17 protein-coding genes and 1 other annotated feature are annotated in these 15,200 nt (G+C 42.5%); of the genes, 4 read left to right on the top strand and 13 right to left on the bottom strand.

Annotated features, from left to right (window positions below):
• Positions 1-155: 155 nt before the first annotated feature.
• From ACCB35_RS01255 to ACCB35_RS01225, 7 genes are read right to left on the bottom strand one after another with little or no spacing between them, the layout of a single operon-like run.
• Positions 156-1,580, bottom strand: a complete 1,425-nt coding sequence (locus tag ACCB35_RS01255) for an NAD(P)/FAD-dependent oxidoreductase (protein WP_374055443.1) — start codon at positions 1,578-1,580, stop codon at positions 156-158.
• A gap of 15 nt (positions 1,581-1,595) precedes the next feature.
• Positions 1,596-2,177 (bottom strand): CDP-alcohol phosphatidyltransferase family protein, encoded by a 582-nt coding sequence (locus ACCB35_RS01250; RefSeq protein ID WP_374055442.1) that lies wholly within the window; start codon positions 2,175-2,177, stop codon positions 1,596-1,598.
• Positions 2,178-2,191: 14 nt separating this feature from the next.
• Positions 2,192-2,851 carry a TVP38/TMEM64 family protein gene (locus ACCB35_RS01245; protein ID WP_374055441.1) on the bottom strand — a complete coding sequence of 220 codons (660 nt, stop codon included), beginning with the start codon at positions 2,849-2,851 and terminating at the stop codon, positions 2,192-2,194.
• Between the two features lie 12 nt (positions 2,852-2,863).
• Positions 2,864-3,832 (bottom strand): ABC transporter ATP-binding protein, encoded by a 969-nt coding sequence (locus ACCB35_RS01240; RefSeq protein ID WP_374055440.1) that lies wholly within the window; start codon positions 3,830-3,832, stop codon positions 2,864-2,866.
• Positions 3,829-4,626 carry an ABC transporter permease subunit gene (locus ACCB35_RS01235; protein WP_044340406.1) on the bottom strand — a complete coding sequence of 266 codons (798 nt, stop codon included), beginning with the start codon at positions 4,624-4,626 and terminating at the stop codon, positions 3,829-3,831. The genes ACCB35_RS01240 and ACCB35_RS01235 overlap by 4 nt, the downstream gene beginning before the upstream one ends.
• Positions 4,627-4,636: 10 nt before the next feature.
• A complete protein-coding gene (locus ACCB35_RS01230; RefSeq protein WP_374055439.1) occupies positions 4,637-5,500 on the bottom strand; it encodes an ABC transporter permease in 864 nt (287 codons plus the stop codon).
• Entirely contained in the window at positions 5,478-6,710 is a 1,233-nt protein-coding gene (locus ACCB35_RS01225; RefSeq protein WP_374055438.1) for an ABC transporter substrate-binding protein, read from the bottom strand. Before ACCB35_RS01225 ends, ACCB35_RS01230 begins: the two co-directional genes overlap by 23 nt.
• 214 nt (positions 6,711-6,924) lie before the next feature.
• Between ACCB35_RS01225 and ACCB35_RS01220 the strand changes: the two genes are divergently transcribed.
• Positions 6,925-7,410, top strand: a complete 486-nt coding sequence (locus ACCB35_RS01220) for a BsuPI-related putative proteinase inhibitor (RefSeq protein ID WP_374055437.1) — start codon at positions 6,925-6,927, stop codon at positions 7,408-7,410.
• Positions 7,411-7,457: 47 nt separating this feature from the next.
• Here ACCB35_RS01220 and sfsA read toward each other — a convergent pair whose 3' ends face one another.
• From sfsA to ACCB35_RS01205, 3 genes are all read right to left on the bottom strand, one after another.
• The gene (gene sfsA, locus ACCB35_RS01215; RefSeq protein WP_374055436.1) at positions 7,458-8,183 is read right to left on the bottom strand and encodes a DNA/RNA nuclease SfsA; all 726 of its coding nucleotides are present in this window, start codon (positions 8,181-8,183) and stop codon (positions 7,458-7,460) included.
• Positions 8,184-8,207: 24 nt separating this feature from the next.
• Positions 8,208-8,987, bottom strand: coding sequence for a hypothetical protein (locus ACCB35_RS01210; RefSeq protein ID WP_374056923.1), 780 nt, complete (start codon positions 8,985-8,987; stop codon positions 8,208-8,210).
• Between the two features lie 225 nt (positions 8,988-9,212).
• Entirely contained in the window at positions 9,213-9,374 is a 162-nt protein-coding gene (locus tag ACCB35_RS01205; protein ID WP_374055435.1) for a hypothetical protein, read from the bottom strand.
• A gap of 70 nt (positions 9,375-9,444) precedes the next feature.
• Here ACCB35_RS01205 and ACCB35_RS01200 point away from each other — a divergent pair, with 70 nt between their 5' ends.
• The 3 genes from ACCB35_RS01200 (at position 9,445) to ACCB35_RS01190 (ending at position 13,426) form a co-directional block, all read left to right on the top strand.
• Positions 9,445-10,620: an FtsW/RodA/SpoVE family cell cycle protein gene (locus ACCB35_RS01200; RefSeq protein ID WP_374055434.1), complete on the top strand. Its 1,176-nt coding sequence runs from the start codon at positions 9,445-9,447 to the stop codon at positions 10,618-10,620.
• A gap of 51 nt (positions 10,621-10,671) precedes the next feature.
• Positions 10,672-10,875, top strand: a binding site (T-box leader).
• Positions 10,876-10,926: 51 nt separating this feature from the next.
• Complete coding sequence (gene argS / locus ACCB35_RS01195; protein WP_374056922.1) at positions 10,927-12,615, top strand: arginine--tRNA ligase; 1,689 nt, start codon at positions 10,927-10,929, stop codon at positions 12,613-12,615.
• A gap of 229 nt (positions 12,616-12,844) precedes the next feature.
• Positions 12,845-13,426 carry a YqaA family protein gene (locus tag ACCB35_RS01190; RefSeq protein WP_374055433.1) on the top strand — a complete coding sequence of 194 codons (582 nt, stop codon included), beginning with the start codon at positions 12,845-12,847 and terminating at the stop codon, positions 13,424-13,426.
• Positions 13,427-13,476: 50 nt separating this feature from the next.
• Here ACCB35_RS01190 and ACCB35_RS01185 read toward each other — a convergent pair whose 3' ends face one another.
• From ACCB35_RS01185 to ACCB35_RS01175, 3 genes are all read right to left on the bottom strand, one after another.
• A complete protein-coding gene (locus tag ACCB35_RS01185) occupies positions 13,477-14,373 on the bottom strand; it encodes a diacylglycerol kinase family protein (RefSeq protein ID WP_374055432.1) in 897 nt (298 codons plus the stop codon).
• A gap of 170 nt (positions 14,374-14,543) precedes the next feature.
• Complete coding sequence (locus tag ACCB35_RS01180; protein ID WP_253275573.1) at positions 14,544-14,828, bottom strand: hypothetical protein; 285 nt, start codon at positions 14,826-14,828, stop codon at positions 14,544-14,546.
• Between the two features lie 82 nt (positions 14,829-14,910).
• A complete protein-coding gene (locus ACCB35_RS01175; RefSeq protein ID WP_098351100.1) occupies positions 14,911-15,060 on the bottom strand; it encodes an Lmo0850 family protein in 150 nt (49 codons plus the stop codon).
• Positions 15,061-15,200: the final 140 nt, after the last annotated feature.

Genomic DNA, 15,200 nt, shown 5'->3' with positions numbered 1-15,200 from the left:
TTATATGTATTTAGAAGGGATGAGGTCGTTTATTGTGCCACTATTAGACTTTGTTGTGCCAAATTGTGAACACGCGTCATCCCGCCCCACACTCCAATCCAACTCCTCCACAAAAAAACGCAACCGCTTCCCAGCAGTCGCGCCTCCTATGTCTATCATCTAAAAATCTCAACGAACTTCTTACTGATCACCGGCAACACACCATCGAACAGCTTCTCTCTCCAATACAGGTCCGCCACCTGTTGTACGGCTGCAGCATGATTCGGATAGGGATAAACCATATTGGACAGTGCTCCGATTTTACTTCCTTTTTCCATGGCGAACACGACGGGCTGCATCCAGTCTCCTGCACCGGACCCGACTGCGTGGGCGCCGAGTATTTTCCCGCTTTTGTCTGTGATGATTTTTACGAGACCTTCCGTTCGGTGATCTGCGACGAATCGATCGACTTCGTCCAACGTTTTCTTATAGATTTTGTACTCCACCCCTTGCTCCACAGCATCTTCCTCGGTGAGGCCAATATGAAAGATTTCAGGTGTCGTATAGGTTGTCCAAGGCAGTTTATTATAGGAAACTTTGCGTTTTAAGCCAAACACTGCATTTTGGACCACAACCTTCCCTTCCATTCCTGCACCATGGGTGAATGGATATCGACCATTGACGTCACCGATTGCGAATATATGAGGATGGTTCGTTCTTAGTTCGTCATTCACTTTGATGAAGCCCCGATTGTCCACCTCCACTCCGGCAGCAGATAGATTTAAAGACTCCGTACCAGGCTTTCTCCCCGTAGCAAGGAACAATAAATCGCCTTCCACCGTCTGCTCTACACCGTCTTTCACATAGTGGACCAATTTCTCCCCGTCCCTCTCGGATACACGTTCGATCTCCGCTCCATAAACAAATTGAATATCCTTCTCCAGTAAACCTGTGGCTGCTTCTCGGATTTCTTTATCCTCTTTAACCAATATCTCATCATGTTTTTCAAGGACGACTGCTTCTGATCCTAGGTAAGAAAAGGCTTGTGCCAGTTCTAAACCAATCGGACCTCCCCCGATAAATACGACTCGGCGGGGCAGCTCATCTAATTCGAATACCGTTTCATTCGTGTGATACTCAACTTCTTCCAAGCCTTTAATTTCTGGAAACATGGGACTTGACCCTGTTGCAACCACAATTCTTTTCCCGGAGATCTTGTCTTCTTTTTCCACTAAAATCGTGTGGGAATCAAGAAATTCTGCCCCTCCGAAATAAATATCTACCCCTAATTGGAGGAATCGATCTGGATCGTCGTGCTGCTGAATATGGGAAATGGCTTCTTTGACCCTCTCCCTTACCAATTTCATATCCACGGAACCCTTTGTTTCAAACCCATACTCATTACCTGCCCGGATCACAGCCACTTCTCTGGCCGATTGGATGAATGCCTTGGATGGAACGCACCCAAAGTGAAGGCAGTCTCCGCCCAGAAGGCCGCTTTTTTCGATGAGTGCTACTTTTGCTCCCAGGGAAGCGGCTCCGGATGCGACGGTCAGTCCTCCTGCTCCCCCTCCGATTACAATTAAATCGTATTGATCCATCTTGATCTCTCCTCCTTATGAAAGTAAACGTTTCGCTTCCAGAAATCGCTGTAAGCCCGTGTACAATTCCACTGCAAAAAACAATAAGGTGCTCCACAGGACGATGGACGGAAATAGCATCATGACGCTAAATAATATAAAGCCTTCCGTTCTCTCGGCTAATCCTGCTTGATAATAAAAAGATTTCATTCCCTGTTTTTCAGATACAGCTCCAACTGTCAGGAAAATCGTCATGGAAATAATGATGGATACGCTTAGTAAAAGGATCGCCCACATAATGTCCGGGTGTAAGAAGGCAACTCCGAGGATGACACTGATTTCAACGATTCGATCGAAGGTGACATCCATGACCGTTCCAAAGGGAGATGGCTTGGTCAATCTGGCCATGGTACCATCGACTGCGTCCAAAAAGCCGGATAACCATAATAAGATGACGGCTAAGACCGGGTATCCAAGGTAATAAACCAGCCCTGTAGAGGAGCCTATAATAAATGCAATAACCGTCACTTGATTGGCTGATAGTCCTTTTTTCAGAAACAGACGTGCTGATCCCTCTATACTTGGCTGCACCCACTTACGGGCATGTGTATCTAACATGTGTTTCCCATCCTTTACTTGTCGTCATTACCCGATAATCCCAGCCAGGCTTTCATTTTTTTCTTGAAAATTAAAGGCACGATGATCATCAATAAGAAAAAGACGATGGCGATATATAAATTCGTTCGATCTTCCCCTACCAAGCTTGACCCCAGAAATACATAACCAAACGTACCAGGTAAAATCCCGATGGCCGTAGCAACAATGAATGGAATGTACCTCACCTTTCCCATACCCGCGAGGTAACTAATAAGGTCGAAGTTTAAAAACGGCACGAGCCGTAATAGCAGTACATAAACGAAACCGTTCTCCTCCATCCTTTCACGGATCTTAATCATACGCGGAGACGGTCTTTTTAATAGTTTTGCCCCAAGGAAGCTTGCAGTATGATAGGCAACCGTGGCACCTCCCAAGGCCCCGATGATAATGTAGATGAAGCCTTCAAGTGCACCGAACGCAAGACCTGCTGCCAATGATAGGATGGAAGCTGGAAAAAGGATCAGCGGGCGAATCGTATAGACGATAATAAATACAATGGGAGCCCAAATGCCATAAGATACGATCCAATCTCTTATGTCATGAGGCTTTACGTGAAAGAAATTCCGACTCAGCCACATGAGAAAGAATAAAATAGCGATGAACATGACAATCTTACCGATTTCCTTCTTCTTCATCCTTTTTCCCTCCTATTCATCTTTCTGAAACGTTTGGATGCTCTCTTCCTCGGCAAAAAGCCAGATATCTTCAGTAGAAGCTTCTATTTCCAGCGGGAGATTTAACTTCTGCTCCAGTTCATTCACCCATACCTCATAGAGATTGGTTCCGGCTAAAAATAACTTTTTACTCACGGTTCCCTTCCACCTTGACATAGTAGTGCCGGCAGGGCTGCAACTTACTTTTATGTCGGAAGCGTGAATGAATTGATGCTGATTCAAAATGAGTCCGTCACTCATGAAAGAAGCCACAAATGGAGAATCGGGACGATAATAAATATCCTCAGGCTTCCCGATCTGCAAGAATCTCCCACTCTTTAAAACAGCTACTCGATCTCCAAGTTCATACGCTTCATCACGGTCATGTGTGACGAATATGACCGTTGTTCCTTCTTCTTTAAACATCTGTCGCACCCACTGTCTCAGTTCTTTCCTCAGCTGCAGGTCCAGGCTGCTGAAAGGTTCGTCCAAAAGCAAAAGCTTCGGCTTAAGGATGAGAGAACGAATAAGAGATACCCGTTGCTGCTGACCGCCGGAAAGCTCAGACGGATAATGATTCGCCACTTCACCGAGACCGACTCTTTCAATATAGTCCAGAGCTAATTTCTTATTTTCCCCTTTGTTCCGTCCCTTCAATTCCAACCCGTACATGACATTTTCAAGAACGTTCATATGTGGGAATAATAAAGGTTGTTGAAAGACCATCCCAATGGGGCGTTTTTGAGGCTTTAAAGAGGAGATATCACTTCCGTCAATTGACATATTCCCTCCCGTTGCAGACTCTAATCCAGAGAGAATGCGGAGAAATGTTGATTTACCAGAGCCGGATGCCCCCACTAATGAGAGAACTTCCCCTTTATTTAATGAGAACGTTACGTTCGTTAAAATCTCTTTATCTTTGAACTTTTTGGTTAATTGATTAATTTCTATGAATGAACTCAAAACCTGTTCCTCCCTCTTGGAAGTCGATAAGGGAGTATGAATTTCAGACACCCTTCAAGAATGAAATACAGCATGATGGGAATGATGGCGAACACGATCGAGAAGGCTGCCATTACCGCTTCATCCGCCGTATCGGTAAAAGGGTAATAGACCATAGAGAGCGTCACGACATTCCCACCGCCTATTATCGCTGTAAGGACGTATTGACTTAAGCTGATCACAATCGTCAGAAACAGAACACTCCGTATACTTGGAAGAAGCAAAGGTAATTCAATATGGTAAAAACGTTGAAAGCCTCTCCCCCCAAGCATAGCTGATTGCTCGATTAATTTCGCGCCGATCCGGTCATAACCTGTTTTGAACATTTTGATACTATATGGAATGGTGGGCACTAAGTGGACAAGTGCGACTCCCGTCCAGTGATCGGCAAGCCCATATCGTATGAACGTAATATGAAGTCCTATGCCGACCACTAACACGGGAAGGAAAAGCGGCAGCATAAGGAGAGCTTCAACGATTGATTTCCCCTTAAAGGAAGATAAGGAAAACACTTTTCCTGAAGTAATGCCAATCAGAAGGTTTATCGCCAATACGACAAAGGCAATCCAGATGGAAACCCCGATCGAATCCAGGAATTCCCCCTCGTTCATTAACACCTGCCATGCCCTTATACCAGGTTCAGAAGGATGAGGACTCCCCCATCTCCAAACACCGAAAAAACTTTTATACACTAAAAATAAAAGGGGGAACACAAAAAGAAGGAGTGATATGCTGTAGAATAACGATTTCCTCATGTGAACACCTCTAATTTCCAATCCCTTTTGTTATGTGCATGCGTTTCTTGTTTGTGATGTAAATAAGGAGCCACATCACGACCCCAATGCCCAGTCCGACAAATCCAAGTGCGGCAAACGCCAATGGCCGGTCACTCCAGCTGCCACTGTAAAACCAGTCGTAAGCGAGGATGGCCATCATCTGTGGTGAAGTCACTCCCAGAAGCTGCGGAACTTCAAATGCTGTAAAAATGAAAGCGAACAAAATGGCTCCGGTTTCTACGAGAACGGGGAGGATAAATGGCCATTCTGCTACCCAAAATGCTTTAAAGAAATTCGCTCCCAATAAAGAAGCGACCTCGTTATACCTTTTAGAAAGCGTCGCATAAACGGGTAACAGCATCAGAGTAACAAAGGGGACCTCCTTCCAGACATAGGTCATAATGATTCCAATCCCATTTCGGTCCTGGACCAGAATCGGAAATTCACCACGGTCGCTGATTAAACCTGTCAATCCGAATATATTGGAGAAAAATCCGCTTTGATTAAAGAGTAAGTAGATGAGGTAAGCCCATACAAAATGGGGGACCAGCATCGGAATCCAGACAAGGAGTTTATGTTTATTATCCTTTAGTAAAGGGGAGAAGGCCTTCACGATTCCCAAGCCAATGATCAGGGAAAGGATGGTTGAGATGGAGGTTACCAGCAAACTGAAGAGAAAAGATGTCATAAATCGCTTCTCCTCAAACAAATTCACGTAATGCTGTAATGTTATGGTTTCTCCACTCCTGACACTCTCCATTAAAGCGAGTACAATCCCGAGCCCCGGAATAAGGAGAAAAAAAAGGATGGCTGGAATGAGGAGAACTGAGTTATTGACTCTCTGCCACTTCACGGATCCAGTTCTCCTTTAACCATTCCACATATGCCGCATCCAGTTCTCCCTTAAAGCTCTCCTCGAGTACAGAGGCCTCCAGAACACTTTCGCCGCGATCGATGCCCTTAAATTTATTTCTCCATTCCTCATCCAGCTTTTCATAGGAAATGGGTGAGCTTTCTCCCCAATAGTCAGGCTTTAGTTTCTCATACTGAGCTTCAGGAGAGAGGAGTTGATTGATGACCACCATCGCTCCTTCTTTATTGGGACCATTGAATGGAATAGCCAGGAAATGAGTGTTACCGATCGACCCCACATCATTTAACACAAAGGACTTTGTGCTTTCCGGGAACACACCGTCTTTGATAAGGTGTTCTGCTCTTGCTTCGTTGTATCCCATCGTCATCCAAACCTCTTCCCCGCCATACAGCTTATCTAGATCTGTTAAGGTAGAAGGATATGTTTCCCCCTCTCTCCATAAATAAGGCTCCATCTCGTTCAGCTCTTTCCAGACTCCTTGCCCCATCTCTTTTGCGGTTTCTTCGTCGAATGTAGACTGAGCCAAATCGGAATCGGATTTCGCATAAAGAAGATGTCTTAGAAATGCATTTCCGGTGAAATCAGCCGGATTAGGATAGGTGAATTTTCCTGGATGGGTTTCCACGAATGCTTTTAATTCGTCGAAGCTTGTGGGAGGGCTCCCCACTTTTTCACTATTATAAAAGAAGACAAATTGAACCTTTCCCCATGGTGCTTCATATCCTTCTGTTTTAGTCCCGAAGTCATATTGAAACGCTTGACTTTCTGTATCATAATATTTCTTAAAGTTTGGCAGCTTATCAGTAAATGGCCCCGCCAATAAATCATTTTCCTTTGCGTTTTTGAAGTTTTCTCCGTTTATCCAGACGATATCAATCGTTCCTTTATCTTTCCCTGCCCGTTTCTCTGTTTGTAGTTTTTGCAGAATTTCTTTTGTGTCTAAAGGTACCCGATTTAATTCGATATCGTTTTTTTCTTTCAGCACAGGTGCAACCACGTCATCAATATAACGGTTAATTCCATCGTCACCGCCCCACATAAAAAGATTCACTTTTGATCCTTCTGCTTCCGATGAAATCATATCCCAATTTCCGGCAGGAATTTCCCCGCTATCGGTTGCATTTGAAGGACCGCAAGCGGATACTATTAGTATGGTTATAAAACCCATAATTGCTAACCATTTTTTCATACACCTTGCTCCTCTGCTCTTTTTCTATAATTCTATTGTACTGAACCTCATGATTTTAAAAAGTAATCTGCCTTACATATGTAAATCTATGCCCATGTTGAGGAAGAAAGAAACAAGTTCAGCACATCCTCATATGTCATCGTGCTCATATTCGGGAAGGCTTGTAACCTTTTCAGATAAACCCTGTCTAATACAGTAAGGAGGTGGTTTTAGCATGAAGCGATTGATCATGTTATGTATCATACTTATGGCAGGAATAGCAGGCTGTGGAACGACTGAAGATAAAGGCAGTCAATCCGAAGAGAATCAAAACTCAGGAGCCGGTGAAGACATTTCTGTACAGAAAGGGATTGTTGCAGGCGAAATGGAACCTTCATTAACGAAACAAGAGGAAAGCGGTCAGATTGTCTATGTCTACTCCATTAAGAATCAAACAGAGCAAGAAAAAACCTTTGTTTTTTCTTCCGGACAAACCATTGACTTTGAGCTTCGGAACGATAAAGGTGAGGTCGTGTATAAGGACTCAAAAAATAAGATGTATACCCAGGCGATCCAGGAAATCACCGTAAAACAGGGTGAAGAGTTCTCCCAGAAAGTGGTTCTTCCAAAGGTCGGGAGCGGTACCTATACGTTGACCGTTTGGTTAACCGCCAAAGGAGACCAGAACTATAAAGCAAAAGCAGAAGTACAGTTGGATTAGGTATAACAAAAAGGATTAACCTTCACATGCTAAAGACGGCTGTGAGATTAATCCTTTTTTGTATATACAGGTACCGGTCCATTTAAGGCGATACGTTCAGGCGTAACGATGCAGCTTCTTCCAAAAAACCGGACACCCTGGTTGGCGGCTTCTTCCATGACCCGGGCAAAATGAGGATCAATTTCAGGTGCGGAAGTGATCCCGGACAAATCGGTTCGCTGAGCAATAAACAGGACGGCTGCTTGATAGCTCCCACCCATCTGTAAATGCGTAAGTTCCTCCACATGCCTTGCCCCTCTTGACGTGACGGCATCCGGGAATTTCCCCATTCCGTCCTCTACCATGGTGACACTTTTTACTTCGAGCAATAATTTTTGTTCATGTCGTTTATGAGTGAGTAAGAAGTCAAAGCGTGAGCCACCTACTTTATACTCGGCTTTTTCCAATTGCCAATCCTTTAACTCTTCCACCATTTCCTGTTGCAAGGCTTCCAGGACTAACCGATTGGGATATTGTGTATTTAAAGACACATACATACCGTTAGAAGCATCATACGTCATGACGGCTGACCATTTCGTCTTCCTTTTGGGATCTGTTGATGCCTGAAGCCAGATCGGGTTTCCCCGTACCAATAATTCTTTTAATCTGCCTGGATCGGGTAAATGGACTTTTTCAATAGAACCTGAAGGAATCTGACACTCCAGAACAAACCGGTTGAGGCGCTCGAGAAATATCCCTTGAACCAGATTGTCACGAAATTGAATTTCTACCAAACTTTCACGCTCCTTGTTTCCTGCTTAACGAAGTAAAGCACTCCAGCTTTTTGTTTTACGATCATAGGATAATAAACCGTTGGCAGGTGATTTGCGGATTTGCTTATAATCTTCCGCCATCTCGTCCATATCGTAATAATCGCCGATCACCCAGATCGGGATCTCTATCTTCCCTCTCGTTAGTATGGCTTTTTCTAAAGAAATGACCATTCCTTCTTTTAATTTGTCTCTAAAGGAATGAATGACTTCCTTCCCGATGATTGGATAGGCTTTCTCCTTCTTCATACCAAATAAGCCCTTTCCACCTTTGACCGAACTCAATTTCGAAGAAACCGTCGCTCCCAACATATGATAGAAGTCCTCAAAATCCCGATAATAGATCTTGTTAAACCATCCATCATCATGAGATAGGTACGCGTATCGATTGTTCAGTTTTGAATAAAAAGGAGGGTTTAAAGGTTGCTTAATATGACCCATATAGAGCAGCTCAGCGATTTCCTGACCGTTCAATTCATTGACTCCCACTTCTTCCTCGAAGTCAATCCAACAGAAATCACCATAGCTCTGTACTCCGTCATTCATAATCTTCTTCATTTCATCCTGTTCCACATACTCCATATGCGTATGTATATTAAAGGCACCATGCTCGTACTGATGCTTAATAAGAAGGAGATTCTTCAATGGTTTACGGGCATTTGAAGCAAACTCGTTGAAATTAATTCCGTAAGATACGACATACTGACGATCCGTATTCTTGTGAACATAGATGATATCTTTAACCTGATTATTTGCCTTCAAGAACATTCCCTCCATCTGATTAACACGATGCACAATTCATACTTTCTATTCTAGCAAATTTGTAAGGTACTTGTTCTTTTCTATTTCATTTCAAAATGATGACAAAAGTCGCAGGTAATTGTAGAAAATAGTCATATTGCAGGACCGCAGGCTATATATTTTTGTTCTATTTATATAAGAAAAAGAGTAATGGCTTCCAAACGTTAGGAAACGGCACTTTCTTCTTATATTTTAATGATAAGAAACGATCACGATTATGTAAAAAATGGAATTTCGTCCCGCTGTCCATTCGTTGAATCCCTCTCCTGTAAGCTTTTCCTTTGATTTCATTTCGACAAATATCGTATAGTGCCTGTCACATACCGACAGAACTTCCGTAATTTCTCTGGTCATGAGTAGAAATTTCCCTTCATTTCTATTAGACTAGGAATGTGAAATCTTTAGAAATTCAGGTGAATAGATTATGGAAACTCGCCAGCGATTTGCTGATAAGATCGATTGGGGTCTTCTCTTTTTATTAATGTTATTTTTTATTGTTAGCGCTATGGGAATTAGTAGTGCCCAGACGTCAGGTCAGTATGGGACGAACTTTGTGATAAGACAAGCTTTTTGGTATGTCGTGGGTGGAATTATTATTGTAGGAGCCTTATTCCTTGATTCCGATCAGTATAAGCGTCTTGCTTGGTACATATACGGTGCAGGAATCTTCCTGCTTCTTGTATTACTCATTTCACCGGAAAGCATCGCACCTTATAGAAACGGAGCCAAAAGCTGGTTCATGCTGGGACCGCTTGGTTCTATTCAGCCTTCAGAATTCATGAAGACGTTTTTGATTCTTGCTCTTGCACGGATCATTAGCAATCATCATGAGCTTAATCCAAGAAAAACAATGCAGTCGGATTTTCAGTTATTAGTGAAGATCGGGCTTACAACCCTCCTTCCCCTTGCTTTTATTATGCAGCAGCCGGATTTAGGGACTTCCCTTGTTATTTTAGCCATCATGACCGGAATCATCTTAGTTTCAGGGATTACGTGGAAGCTGATCGTTCCAATATATACTTCTATCGGAGTGCTCGGGGGGATCGTCCTTTCACTTGTTGTGTGGGCTCCTGACCTGCTTGAAAAATATTTAAATGTAAAGCCTTATCAGTTTGGACGTATTTATGCTTGGCTAGATCCGTATAACTACGCTAAATTAGAGGGATTTCACTTAATTAACTCCCTTAACGCCATTGGATCCGGGCAAATCTTTGGGAAAGGGTACAGTGGAGGAGAAGTATACATTCCTGAGAACCACACCGATTTTATTTTCAGTGTGATCGGTGAGGAATACGGCTTTATTGGCGCAAGCGTCGTCATAAGTTTATACTTCCTTCTCATTTACCATTTAACCAAAACGGCTTTAGATACGAAGGAACCATTCAATGCCTATGTATGCGCAGGGATTATTAGCATGATTACGTTCCACGTGTTCCAGAACATTGGAATGACGATTCAATTGCTTCCGATTACAGGGATCCCACTTCCTTTCATCAGTTACGGAGGAAGCTCTCTTATGGGAAATATGCTTGCCCTTGGACTTGTTTTCAGTATGAGATTTCACCATAAAACGTATATGTTTTCATCAGAAGATTCTTAATTACAGGTTGCAATCATCACCAGGATGTGTAAAATAATAGTAATTATATACGAATATTCTATGATGAAGAGAGTAATTCTGATGTGGATCGATAGCGAGCCGGGGATGGTGGAAGCCTGGTGAGAAACCTGGAATGAAACGCACTTCTGAGATGTTTTTCTTGAAATCAGTAGAGAAAAACCGGGATCTCCCGTTATACAATGAGCGCCCTTAAAGGGAATAAGAGTGGTACCGCGAGCTAAACTCGTCTCTATATTTTATAGAGGCGGGTTTTTTTGTGTTTGATTTTATCAGGAGGTGTAGATGATGGATTTGAAATCGATCGTTACTGACGTACTAAAGTCACAGGCATTGAATGACTGGAACAAAAAAGAGCTTTATGAATTGCTTGAAACCCCAAAGCATACTCATTTGGGAGACCTTGCCTTTCCATGTTTCCAACTGGCCAAAGCATGGAAGAAGGCACCTCACATCATTGCAGAAGAAATTGCTGACTCTCTCTCCTCTCCCTTTTTCAGCAGAGTAGAATCAGCTGGTGCTTATGTAAATTTCCGATTTGACAGATTGAAAGCAGGAAAAGACATTGTGTCAGCTATCTTGGAAAAAGGGTCAGATTTCGGTAGCCATGTATTTGGCAAGCAAAAAACCGTAGTATTGGATATGTCCTCACCTAATATCGCCAAACCTTTTTCCATGGGTCATTTACGCTCGACTGTCATCGGGAATTCCATCGCCACTATTGCAGAAAAATGCGGTTACACCACAGAAAAAATCAATTATATCGGGGATTGGGGGACTCAATTCGGGAAATTAATCGTCGCTTTCAAAAAGTGGGGAAATCATCAACAGGTCAGGGAGAACCCCATATCTGAATTGTTCATTTTATACAAGAAGTTTCATCAGGAAGCAGAAACAGATCCCTCACTCGAGGAAGAAGGAAGAAGAGCCTTTAAACTTCTTGAAGACGGAGATAAAGAAGTAACGGAGCTTTGGAGATGGTTTAAAGACGAATCACTTGAAGCCTTTAAAACGATTTACTCGCTGCTCGGAGTTGAATTTGATTCCTATAATGGCGAAGCGTTCTTCAATGACAAGATGGCTGAAGTCGTAACATTGCTTCAAGACCATGATATTCTTGAAACATCACAAGGAGCACAAGTGGTTCGTCTAGAAGAAGAGAATCTCCCGCCTTGTCTCATCAAAAAGTCAGACGGAGCTACCCTTTATGCTACGAGAGACCTGGCAGCTGCCCTGTATCGCCATCGCCAGTATGCCTTTGATGAAGCACTGTATGTCGTTGGCCAGGAACAAACCATCCACTTCAAACAAGTGATGGAAGTATTGAAGAAGCTCGGATTTAATTGGGCGAATGATATGAAACATATACCTTTTGGTCTTTATCTGAAGGATGGGAAGAAAATGTCCACCAGAAAGGGCCGGGTCATTTTACTCGAAGAGGTTCTTCAAGAAGCCATAAAAATGGCTGAATATAATATCAAGCAGAAGAATCCTGACTTAAAAAATGCTGCAGAAGTGGCAAAAGATGTTGGGGTCGGGGCGATTATCTTTCATGATTTAAAAAATGACCGGGTTAACGATATTGAATTTTCCCTGGAACATATGCTGACCTTCGAAGGAGAAACAGGTCCATATATCCAATACACATACGCCAGAGCTCAATCCATCCTGAGAAAAGCGGAAGCTCATCCTCCCCTGACCTTTAAGGGGCTTGACGATGCTGAGAGCTGGGATGTAGTGAAGCAGTTACGACTATTTCCGGAGATGGTTGAGAAAGCATGGAACCAATACGCTCCTTCGGTTATTGCCAAATATTTAGTTGATACCGCCCAAAGCTTTAACCGTTATTACGGTAAAACTAAAATCATTTCCGAGGATTTAGAGCAGATCTCCCGCCTGGCCTTGGTCCATGCTGTTGCAACTGTCCTTGCGGAAGGATTGAGATTATTGGGGATGAAGTCTCCTTCAGAAATGTAGAATGAATACGATTTCTGTCACTATTTCCCGAGAAATAGATGATTTTTGATTTAACCTATTTTCAAGCTTTTTTAAGAGTATCATCAATTGTAAATGTGACGAAACTTCCGTGAAGTGGTTTCAACCATACGGGATATTTCATGACTCCTTTTGTAAAAAGTGATATACTTTCTAATGTTCAAATAAAATCAAAAATGACGTTTTATCAATAAAGGAGATTACTGAACTTATGTCTGAACTACTTCACACTTTCGAAGCATGGTTATTGGATTATGGTGTATGGGGTCTGATCCTTGTTTCATTCGCTGATTCATCATTTTTTCCCATCCCACCTGATGTACTACTGATTCCTTTAGCGATTGCCAATCCGGATAGCGCATTGCTTTATGCACTTTATACGACCATCGCTTCCGTTATCGGAGCCCTTTTTGGCTGGTGGATCGGAAAGAAACTTGGACGACCGATCCTTGTGTATTTCTTCTCTGAAAAAAGGATTCAAAAAGTAGAGGAGTACTTTACTAAATATGGGGCAATGGCTCTTTTAATCGCAGGACTGACACCTATCCCTTATAAGATTTTCACGATTTTCGCAGGGGTTTCCGGTGTTAAGATCAGAGTATTGGTAATCTGGTCGATTATCGGGAGAGGAATTCGTTTCTTCCTTGAAGGTGCAATCATTTTAGCACTTGGGGCTAAAGCAAAGCCTTTCATCGAAGAGAACTTTACACTCCTTACACTTGCAGCTGGTGGCGTTTTAATCGCTGTTTATCTTGTTTACTTGGTCATCAAAAAGAGAAAGAAAACTGTTTGACCCAGCAAAAGAGAGCAAGGGGGCAAAAATGCCCCCTTGCTCTCTTTTTATCATGAGCTGCCGACGATAAATCGCAAATGCTTATTTAATACTCGAAGAGACTGCCTGCTTCCTTCATATAATTCTCCATCCATATCAAGCTTTTCACCCTGTCCCAGTTCAATATGGGCTTCTCTTGCTTGGATATGCATAATATCGTCATATTGCTCGCTTATATTGCCTGTGCTCTTGATAACCAAAAATTCCTTTAATAAAGGGAAACCGCTTTTTTTGACGATGTAAATATCCATTAGTCCATCTTCCATATCGATGCAGGTGGGCAGTGGATTAGAGCCAATGGAACGGCCATTTGCAACCAATAGCATCACCACTTCCTCTTCAATCACATCATTTTCAGTTGTTACCTTCACATTTAAGATCGGTGATTCTTGGATGGATTGAAACGCACTTATATAATAGCTTAGTTTACCGAGGACACTTTTTGATCCTACATCGATATTGTCGCTTGTCTCTGCGACCAGCCCCGTTCCCCAGAAATTGCTGAAATACCGATCGTCTGCCTTGACGATATCGATATCCTTTTCGAGCGCCCGTTCGGTTATAAGGCGGACAGCTTGTCCGATATTCATGGGAATATGTAACGAACGGGCAAAGTCATTACACGTCCCTCCAGGGATGATGCCTACCAATGGCCGTTTTTCTAAGGCTGACAATCCGTTGATGGCCTCATGAATCGTTCCATCACCACCCATGATGACAACCAGTTCATATTGATTAGCCGTCTCCTTACAAATTCTTTCGGCATCGCCTTTCTCTTTCGTTTTATGAATAATTAAGTTCGTACAGATGTCCAATAATGGAGGCACAGCATCTTTTAACAGAACTTCCAGCGTTCCTTGACCTGCCTTCCCATTACATACCAGCAATATATCCGAAAACACCGTCATGAATATCGTCACCTAACTTTTGGATTAGAATAGTAAATAAAAAGAGGCTGACCCAAAACGATGAGTGATATCATCCTTACAGGACCAGTCCTTATGCTTTCAGAGTTTCTTATATCTGTCTGTGATTTTCTTGATTTCAGGACCCTTATATCTTGGGTCAACCTCTTTTGCTATGCTGTATTGGAATCTTCTTGAGGAACCTGGAGTACAGATCGGTAGGCAATTCCCAGACGTCCTTTAATATAGCTCTGGGGGTCATAGGGAATATGATGATTCTGCATGCGATGAATTTCCATTTCTGCAAACATCGCAAGGGCACGACACACTTGATCTAACGCCATGCTTACACGATGGGGATCTGTAGGTTGATCCCGACTCATACAGTGGTATGAAATTTCATCTGCCTTCTTTCTGATTTCCTTTAATGCTTGTAAATCAAACATCATTCTCTCCATACCTAACCCTCCTCTTCACTACTATTAAATATATCGTGAGAAAAGGGGAAATATGTCTGTCCAACGTTTCTCGGGTGTAAGTTTAAGAGTCTTGGGTTAACGTCTTAGGTAATGGCTGATACTGCTTTAGTGAATGAAGGATTTCCCGTCTTGATTTCGTTTTTGAAATATTTACGCCCACGTTCGACAATTTCGTTATCACTTTCTTAAAGCGATCGTTCTCCTTTACCACGTTATTCACCTCTTTTATAAAATATCGTTACCTATTTGTACGATTGGTTTCGCAAAAAGTTTCACTTTACGTTTAATAGTTTTTCTTTTCCCTAAAAATGAAACAATAATCCTATTTTTGCACTTTTTCTTAGAATATTT

The sequence above is a fragment of the Rossellomorea sp. FM04394 genome (assembly GCF_041889765.1).
Classification (GTDB): domain Bacteria; phylum Bacillota; class Bacilli; order Bacillales; family Bacillaceae_B; genus Rossellomorea; species Rossellomorea aquimaris_B.
This window is presented reverse-complemented; position numbering and strand designations above follow the sequence as displayed.

Coding starts and splice junctions, on each gene's coding strand:
- ACCB35_RS01205 (WP_374055435.1), bottom strand. CDS start 9,374: ATGACCAGAGAAATTACGGAAGTTCTGTCGGTATGTGACAGGCACTAT.
- ACCB35_RS01250 (WP_374055442.1), bottom strand. CDS start 2,177: ATGTTAGATACACATGCCCGTAAGTGGGTGCAGCCAAGTATAGAGGGA.
- ACCB35_RS01225 (WP_374055438.1), bottom strand. CDS start 6,710: ATGAAAAAATGGTTAGCAATTATGGGTTTTATAACCATACTAATAGTA.
- ACCB35_RS01180 (WP_253275573.1), bottom strand. CDS start 14,828: ATGGAGAGAATGATGTTTGATTTACAAGCATTAAAGGAAATCAGAAAG.
- argS (WP_374056922.1), top strand. CDS start 10,927: ATGGATTTGAAATCGATCGTTACTGACGTACTAAAGTCACAGGCATTG.
- ACCB35_RS01185 (WP_374055432.1), bottom strand. CDS start 14,373: ATGACGGTGTTTTCGGATATATTGCTGGTATGTAATGGGAAGGCAGGT.
- ACCB35_RS01245 (WP_374055441.1), bottom strand. CDS start 2,851: ATGAAGAAGAAGGAAATCGGTAAGATTGTCATGTTCATCGCTATTTTA.
- ACCB35_RS01210 (WP_374056923.1), bottom strand. CDS start 8,987: ATGTTCTTGAAGGCAAATAATCAGGTTAAAGATATCATCTATGTTCAC.
- ACCB35_RS01235 (WP_044340406.1), bottom strand. CDS start 4,626: ATGAGGAAATCGTTATTCTACAGCATATCACTCCTTCTTTTTGTGTTC.
- ACCB35_RS01220 (WP_374055437.1), top strand. CDS start 6,925: ATGAAGCGATTGATCATGTTATGTATCATACTTATGGCAGGAATAGCA.
- ACCB35_RS01255 (WP_374055443.1), bottom strand. CDS start 1,580: ATGGATCAATACGATTTAATTGTAATCGGAGGGGGAGCAGGAGGACTG.
- ACCB35_RS01190 (WP_374055433.1), top strand. CDS start 12,845: ATGTCTGAACTACTTCACACTTTCGAAGCATGGTTATTGGATTATGGT.
- ACCB35_RS01200 (WP_374055434.1), top strand. CDS start 9,445: ATGGAAACTCGCCAGCGATTTGCTGATAAGATCGATTGGGGTCTTCTC.